Source organism: Fructilactobacillus sanfranciscensis DSM 20451 (assembly GCF_001436035.1).
In the GTDB taxonomy this organism is placed as follows: domain Bacteria; phylum Bacillota; class Bacilli; order Lactobacillales; family Lactobacillaceae; genus Fructilactobacillus; species Fructilactobacillus sanfranciscensis.
On record NZ_AYYM01000030.1, the window covers coordinates 1 to 8,180 of the forward strand.

8 protein-coding genes are annotated in these 8,180 nt (G+C 33.5%); 5 read left to right on the forward strand and 3 right to left on the reverse strand.

Annotated features, from left to right (window positions below):
• Positions 1-158 precede the first annotated feature (158 nt).
• On the forward strand, positions 159-638 hold the full coding sequence (locus FD36_RS05790; protein WP_056958711.1) for a hypothetical protein: 480 nt from the start codon (positions 159-161) through the stop codon (positions 636-638).
• A gap of 311 nt (positions 639-949) precedes the next feature.
• Positions 950-1,363 carry a methyltransferase domain-containing protein gene (locus tag FD36_RS05795; RefSeq protein ID WP_225361266.1) on the forward strand — a complete coding sequence of 138 codons (414 nt, stop codon included), beginning with the start codon at positions 950-952 and terminating at the stop codon, positions 1,361-1,363.
• Positions 1,364-1,597: 234 nt separating this feature from the next.
• Here FD36_RS05795 and FD36_RS05800 read toward each other — a convergent pair whose 3' ends face one another.
• Positions 1,598-2,560 (reverse strand): nucleoside hydrolase, encoded by a 963-nt coding sequence (locus FD36_RS05800; protein WP_056958713.1) that lies wholly within the window; start codon positions 2,558-2,560, stop codon positions 1,598-1,600.
• Between the two features lie 126 nt (positions 2,561-2,686).
• The gene (locus tag FD36_RS05805) at positions 2,687-3,463 is read right to left on the reverse strand and encodes an alpha/beta hydrolase (RefSeq protein WP_056958715.1); all 777 of its coding nucleotides are present in this window, start codon (positions 3,461-3,463) and stop codon (positions 2,687-2,689) included.
• A gap of 50 nt (positions 3,464-3,513) precedes the next feature.
• On the opposite strand from FD36_RS05805, the gene FD36_RS05810 reads away from it, so the two are divergent.
• The gene (locus tag FD36_RS05810; protein ID WP_056958717.1) at positions 3,514-4,503 is read left to right on the forward strand and encodes an NAD(P)/FAD-dependent oxidoreductase; all 990 of its coding nucleotides are present in this window, start codon (positions 3,514-3,516) and stop codon (positions 4,501-4,503) included.
• A gap of 75 nt (positions 4,504-4,578) precedes the next feature.
• Here FD36_RS05810 and FD36_RS05815 read toward each other — a convergent pair whose 3' ends face one another.
• Positions 4,579-6,678, reverse strand: coding sequence for an LTA synthase family protein (locus tag FD36_RS05815; protein WP_056958723.1), 2,100 nt, complete (start codon positions 6,676-6,678; stop codon positions 4,579-4,581).
• Between the two features lie 159 nt (positions 6,679-6,837).
• On the opposite strand from FD36_RS05815, the gene FD36_RS05820 reads away from it, so the two are divergent.
• Together FD36_RS05820 and FD36_RS05825 are read left to right on the forward strand one after the other, a co-directional pair.
• Positions 6,838-7,497 carry a histidine phosphatase family protein gene (locus FD36_RS05820; protein ID WP_056958719.1) on the forward strand — a complete coding sequence of 220 codons (660 nt, stop codon included), beginning with the start codon at positions 6,838-6,840 and terminating at the stop codon, positions 7,495-7,497.
• Positions 7,498-7,529: 32 nt separating this feature from the next.
• Positions 7,530-7,979, forward strand: coding sequence for a MerR family transcriptional regulator (locus tag FD36_RS05825; protein WP_056958721.1), 450 nt, complete (start codon positions 7,530-7,532; stop codon positions 7,977-7,979).
• Positions 7,980-8,180: the final 201 nt, after the last annotated feature.

Sequence of the window (8,180 nt, forward strand, 5' to 3'; positions counted from 1 at the left end):
GGTAAACGCGGTTCTGAATGTTTCTTAAAATTTGTCTCAAATATTGACTTCAATTCATGCCTAAAATTTGTCATTAATAAGTGCATTTTAATGAATATTACTTCACCATAAATAGTAAAATTAAACTATAATGAAAGTAACAATTGAGGAGCACAAACATGGCTTTAAAAAATGAAAAAAATTTAACTGAATTTATTAAAAAACACTATTTTAAAATTACTTCATATATAGTATTAGGTATTCTAGTTATCGTTATTTCTGGATCTCTTTTTAAATTACAACAAAGAAGAGAAACTATTGAAAAAATAAGGCTTGAACGAATTCAGACGCAACGAGAAAAATATACAGCTATAAATCTTGACGATTATCAGTTTAATTCTGAGAGTTTTATGTATAAATTTAATCAATTTCAAGGACAAATCGTTGAAAAACATAACGTTAGTAAAGATGTTTTTCCCTGGACTAGAAATAAACACAATATTACTAATAGTGAAGAAAAAGAAGCTAAGACATTGCTAAAACAATCGTATTCGTTGAGCTCTAAATCAAAGAAATTTGACCCAGCCAATCCACAAATTAAAGTGATTAAGTCTAATTTGGAATACACGAATAGTTGGTTAAATTCTTTAACTAAATAAAAAATAGGATCTGAATGTAAAAGTTCAGGTCCTATTTTTTTATAAATTTATGTATTTTTTCAATATTCAATAGTTAGTTAATCTAACAATATTTCAATTATAAGGAAAAAAGCATGTAATTTAACAAGAATTAACGGATAATGTTGAATAAATAAGAAAGGGTCGACGGGATGAAAGAAATTGATAAGTGGAAATTAGAAGAAAAATTAGGTATTAAAGGATGGAATTTTGATCATTTAGATAATCGTTGGTTCAACGAACCACTTCCTTGGAATTAATTAAAGCTAGTTTTAAAATATTTGAAACCAAATATGCAATTACTAGATATGGGGACCGGAGGAGGAAAACTATTAAAGAAATTTAATCATCCGGCTAAAAATACCCAGGTTACTGAAGCATGGGAACCAAACATTAAATTATTAAAGCAAACCTTAGCAATAGAAGGAGTTAGAGTCATTGAAAATGAGCACGAAGCTGATATACCCGTTGCTGATAATTCTTTAGATATGATTACTAATAGTCATGCTGCCTTTGATGCTGAGTTAGTTAAGCAAAAATTGAAACAAAATGGGCTATTTATTACCCAACAAGTTGGAGCTCTCAATAACTATTCATTATCAAGATATTTAGACCATAATTATCAAATTGCCTATCCTGACAATACGTTATTTAACACAGTTATGACATTTGAAAAATTAGGCTTTGAAATTATATATTTTGCTTAATATCGACCAGTAATGAAATTTTTTGATGTTGGAGCAATTGTTTATTATGCATCGGTTATTCCATGGGAATTCCCTGACTTTAGTGTAGAAAATAATTTGTGTGAATTACAAAACTTGGCAAAAATCATTCATCAGTTTGGAAGTATCAGTACCAATGAAGACCGTTTTATAATGATTGCAAGAAAAAAGTAGGTATCAAAAAAGCCTAAGCATTAGCCTAGACTTCCGAGATTATTATTTCAATTTATTAAACAAAGTCAAGAAGTTATCCATAAACACTTTAAGGTAACGTTCTTTATCAACGGTCACAGCTACATTGACGTTTGTTTCTGGGTCATTTAAACGAGCCTTATCACCAATGGTTCTAGCGTAGTAAGCGTCGTGTTCAGTTGTTACCATGATGTTCATATGAAGATAGTCTACAAAACTAGGGTCGATTGCTACTCCAACGGCCAATGGATCATGAAGGGAACAACCACCGAGTTCTGGGTAAATGTCATCGTAAACGTCGATGTAAAAATCAACGATATCAGCCATTTTTTCACCAGCTTCAGTATTAGTTTCCCGCCATTGCTTAGTTTCTTTTTTAGTAAGCAAAGTCCGAAGGGTGACATCTAATCCAACCATGGTAATTTCAAGGTCGCTAGTAAACATTTCATTAGCAGCCACAGGGTCTTGTTCGATATTAGCTTCAGCAACAGGTGTAACGTTACCAGGAACAGTCAAAGCACCACCCATGATAGTGATGTTACCAACCATTTTCATTGCGTCATGGTCTTTTTTGATAGCAGCAGCGATGTTAGTCATTGGACCAGTAGCCACGACTGTCAAATCTTTCCCATATTTCTTAGCTGATTCAATTAAGAAATCAACCCCATTTTGTGGTTCTGCACTAGTTTCAGTTTCGGTTAATTCAACATCACCAATTCCATTTTCTCCATGAATTTGGGCATTGATTGCGATTCTTTGATATTTATGATCTAATGGATCAGTTTCTCCGATAAAGACAGGAACGTTATCTGCATGAAGTAAATGTAACACTTTAAGGGCATTGTCAGAAGCTCTTTGTGCATCGATATTACCATATGAAGAAAGAACTCCAATTAATTCGACTTCTGGATCAGCAACGGCGTAAGTGATGGCCATTGCATCATCAACACCAGTATCTACGTCTAAAATCATTTTCTTAACACTCATGAGTTTTCCTCCAGTAATTGTTAGTTTATTTTCTCTATAATACTGGATTTTTAACTATAACTCAATAGTTTTATACTAAAAAAACGAACAAATTTAGGATATTATTCCAAAACTTGTTCGTTTTAATTAATTGTACATGTATTGAGCAATAATTTTGTTAACAGCTGGATTTTCATGAAGCATTGAGTGTTGTGCTTGTTGTGGATCACCATGGTAGACCATGAATTTATAACTCTTCACGTGACCTTTAACGAGGGTTCCAAATTGTTTAACATCTCGCGTTGGAATTAATCCATCACTTCCAGTATGATCAATGTCACCACAGAAGTTTAAGATTTCCAAGTTCTTAAGCAAGTTTTTGATATTCTTATCGTGAAGTGGATAAGTATTAGCCATTGAAACAAAGTGATCAACTTGTGGAAGATCTTTGGCCGGCACTTTATTTAACCCATCTTTATCAGTAAGGTAGTTATAAATGATTTCACCACCAGAAGAATGACCAATCAAATTAACATGTTTGATTCCATATTTTTGGTGAAGATATCTCATTAAGTTAGGCATTAAACGTGCTTCTTGAGCGGGCTTATTATTAGTTTGGAAGTTAGCTTGAATAACTGGATTATTTTTACCAACTTTAGCAAATTGTTTAGTAGTTTCCACTTTACCGTCATTCTTGACATAAACTTGGAGAGCACGAGTTGCTACACCATCCTTGTCCCAGGATGATACCATGTAATCAGAAGTGATAAAGTTACCACCTAGTCCAGGAATGAACACGGTTGCTGTTCTAGTTTGTTTGACGGCATACGATGATTCTTTATGAGCGTTGTAGTACCATCCGCCAAACCCAACGGCTAGGATTAAAATAAAAATGCTGAAAATAAGTGTCTTTTTGTATTTCATAATGGTAAAATTTCCTTTGTAAATAAATTTTAGATTAGAGTTGATTATAAATGTCGCGCAAACTATATGATATCACAATTATTGGTGGTGGCCCTATAGGAATGTTTGCTGGATTTTATGCAGGAATGAGAAATGCTAAAGTTCAGATTATTGAAAGTCTTTCTGAATTAGGAGGACAAGTTAATGCTTTATATCCAGAGAAAACGATTCTGGATGTGGCTGGATTTGCTGGACTAAAGGGTTCTGAATTGATTAACAATCTACAAACCCAATTAGATACTATGCCAGAAGTAGAACAACGCGTTGGAACTAAGGTAACCAATGTTATTCGTAAAGATGATCATTTTGAAATCGAAACTGATCAAGCAACTTATGAAACTAAAGCTGTGATCTTAGCTACAGGAAATGGATCATTCAAGCCGCGAGAATTACGAGCAGATAATGTTGATGCAGTTGCTGAAAAGTTCATCACTTACAGTGTTAGAGACCTTAAAAAGTTTGCTAATCAAGATGTTATAGTTGCTGGTGGAGGAGACTCTGCTGTTGATATGGCTTTGATGTTAGAACCAGTTGCTAATCATGTTTCATTATTACATCGTCGCAATGAATTTCGTGGCTTAGAAAACATGGTCGATAAATTAAAAGCATCATCAGTTGAAATTTTGACTCCATATTTGATTAAACAACTTGATGAAATTGATGGAAGACTTCAAGTGACTGCTAAGAAGCTTAAAACAGATGATGAATCAACGTTTATGGCTGACAAGTTAGTCGTTAATTATGGCTTTATTTCTAACAATAAAGATTTAGAAAGTTGGCAAATTCAACCAGCTTTAAATCATCATTTAGTAGAAGTTAATTCAGAGATGGAAACTTCTGAACCAGGTGTATTTAGTATTGGTGATCAAGCAACTTATCCTGGAAAGGATACTTTGATTGTTACTGGTTTTGGTGAAGCTCCCGTTGCCATTAATGAAATTATGAAACGTCTTTATCCAGATCGACGGATGCCAATTCATAGTACGGCGTTACACAAATAAAATGTTAAATAAAAATTCCAGATCAATTGATCTGGAATTTTTTTGTTATTGATTATTTGAATCAGGGTTAGTAATTTAAATCTTATTTGTATCACTTCGTGGTTCGTTTGCTTCTGGTGCATCAGTCTTATACGTTTTTTGCGTATCTTTGTGTCCGTCAGTATCAAAGACACTAGTTGATTTATCACCTAATTGGTTTTCAATTTTTTCTTCTCGTTTAAGTTCATTTGAGTAATTGTAATCAGCTGGGTTAACAGCTTTGAAACCTTTGGGGTGATAGAAACGAAGTAAGTTTTGGGAATTAAGTGTATCAGAGTGACTTAATTCAGTGTTAACTTGCTGTTGCATAGCATCAATTTTCTTTTTCAACTTAGCATTTGGTTTAATTACTTTACCAGTCTTAGAATCATAAATAGTTCCACCAATACAAGTATATTTTGGTGATACCCAATCTCGATTTCTAAAGGCGACGACCTGGTCGTGTTGTTTTGAGAAGAGATCAGTTCCAAACTGAATGTATTTTTTAGAACTAATTCCCATTAAATGCATTAGGGTTGGAAGCACATCAATTTCTCCACCATAAGTGTGGTCAACGTGTCCGTGCGTAACTGATTGTGAGTTAATCATGAATGGAACTCGTTGGAGTTGAGCATTATCAAAGTCGTTCCAATCATTAGATTTTACGCCTAAAAGCGGTGCTAAACTAGGATTTTCAGAATTTGAAAGTCCATAATGATCACCATATAAAACCACGACAGAATTCTTACTTAATCCAGTTTTATCAAGATACTTGTAAAATTCTTTAATCGATTGATCAAGATAATGAGCAGTTAAGAAATAATTATTAACGGCATCATCATCAGTATCTGGAGGAGTAAGTGGATCATCTTTTTGATCTTTATCATCTAAATCATAAGGGAAATGGTTCGTAACCGTAATATACTTAGCGTAGAAAGGTTGTTGCAAATGTTGGAGGTATTTGGTTGAATCTTTAAACAATAACTTATCTTTAAGTCCATAACCAGAGGCTTTGTCACCAGAAGTATCATAATAACTGGCAGCGAAGAAATATTGATAACCTAAGTTTTTGTAGGTATTATTTCTGTTCCAGAAACTGTCAACGTTTCCGTGAAATACAGCAGTTGCATATCCTTGTTGGTCAAAGATGGCAGGAGCACCTTGGAAAGTATTATCACTTCCGAGTCGGGCAAATAAAGAACCTTGCGGTAATCCATACGTACTAGTTTCTAGCATGTTTTCCGCATCAGAAGTCTTTCCTTGACCAACTTGATGGAAGAAATTATCAAAAGCATAGGTGTGATTACTGTTATAAATTGAATTTAAGAAAGGTGTAACTTCTTTCCCGTTAATTTTTTTGTTAATCAAAAATTGTTGGAAACTTTCTAAATGAATAATAATAACGTTTTTGCCTTTTAAAGAGCCGTACATGTCTTCGTTAGGTGCAGCGTAATGTTTATCGGTAAAGTCTTTGACTTTGTATATTTCTGATTTATTGGCATTCGAGCGTAGTTCGTTGGATTTATGCGTTTGAAAGCCGTTATATGTAGTAAAGACGTCTAAACCAAGGTATTTAACCACGTAGTTTCGGTCAAACGTTCTAGTTAGCAGTTGAGGACGATCCATATCTGCCAACGTAATGTTAGTAACCAGTAATAGGGAACCGATTGAAAAGATGGCAAAAGCAAATTTGGTACTCAACTGATGTTTGTCAATTTTAATTACTCGGAAAATTATCAATAAAATAATAATGATAATATCAAGCCAGTAAAAAATATCATGTGGTGCGGTTAGTGCTAAAGAAGCACCACTTAAACCTTGATCAACTTTGGAATAACCGGTCATGGTCGGAACTGTCATGAAATCGGTAAATTCTCTAAAATAAATGACATTTAAATAAAGCAGAACTGTATTTAAAAAATCTAAGAAGATAATTGCTGGATAAAATAGTTTGGCAGGCTTTAAATAGAAGGCTAGCCCAAATAAAATCACAGTAGTTGCAATTGGATTAACGAATAATAAGATTTGTTGTAAGAAATCAGACGTTGTTAAATGAAAGTCTATGAAATAGGCATAAATTGTTTTAGCCCAAAAAAGAAAGACTAATAGGACAAAAAAACCAACACGAGTATTGATTTTTGCCAGCGTTTTTTTTATGAAGTTCACGGTTATAACTCCTCATATAATAAGTAAATAAGATAGTACATATTGTACATCATAGCAGACTTTAAACGTAAAAAAAACTAAGCAATGTATAAGAATTAATCTGACGATAATTGCGTGGTATACTAAAATTAAAAGAAGGTAATCGAAATTATGGCAAAATTCACTTTATACGTTGTTCGTCATGGACAAACTTACTTTAATATTTTTAATAAATTACAAGGCTGGAGTAACTCTCCACTTACGCAAAAAGGGATTGATGGGGCTGTCGAAACTGGCAAGCGATTGGCTGATATTGATTTTAAAGCTACCTATTGTAGTGATATGCCACGTGCTTGTAAAACCATGTCAATTATTGATGATCAAAACAAAGCTTTTAACGTTTGTCCACCAATGGTATCGCCATTTTTCCGTGAACAATTTTATGGCCATTTTGAAGGCTTAAATATGGACGAAGCTTGGTACGCAACCGGGGCTCCCCATGGTGCACCAACTTTTAAAGACATAATTACTAAATATGATATGGATCATGCTAAGGATTTCATGAAAGAAGCTGATCCATTTCATTTGGCGGAAAATGCTGAAGAATATTGGAAAAGAGTTAACCAAGGTCTAAAATTAATTACGAGTAATCCGAATCTAGAAGACGGTGACAATGTGTTGTTAGTTAGTCACGGGAATACTTTATTGAGTCTAGTTGACCGTTTTTCAGAACCTGGTCAATTTGATTTGAGCGTTCGTCCCGCTAATGGAAGTATTACCAAAATGATCGTTGATGGCGACCAAATTAAGGTAACTGAGTATAATAAATAAGTTAATTCTAATGAGAGAAGAGGAAACAGGGCTTGAAAGATCCTAAATTTTTAAAGAATTTTAATGAAAAAAATTATATCTTTCGAATTGGTGAAGTTAGTAAAATGACTGGCGTTTCACCAAGACAACTCCGTTACTGGGAACAAAAAGGTTATATTCATAGTGTTCGCAGTGAAAAAATGGCATCACGTGTTTTTAATCATGAAAACTTTGTGATGGTTCGATTGATTAAACATTGTTTAGATGAAGGTTGTCCACTTAGTGCAGCCATTGAAAAATCACGTAAGCGAATGCAATATGTAAAAGATACTCATGAAATTATTATGGAAATGCACCATGGCTTCGTCGAAAGAGATGGGGTTACCATGATGGATATGGGCTATTTTGATGATAAGCAGCAAAAACGCCTTTATAGTTATCTTGATGATAAGGGAAATTTGGTCTATAAGGTTGAAAATGTTAAAGAAAAAAATACCAAATAATTTTTGGTATTTTAATAAATTATGAAATTAAAGTTATAAGACTTCTGAAAAGAAGTCTTTTTTGTTGCTTAATCTTAAGTAAAACGGGCAGTGAGCAGTGATAAATCATGCTAAAAGTTAACATAAATATTCCTAAAGCGTGGAATTGTGAAACTAAGAAAAACGGAATTAGAAGGAAAAGGTAGAATAAGATTGTGTTTT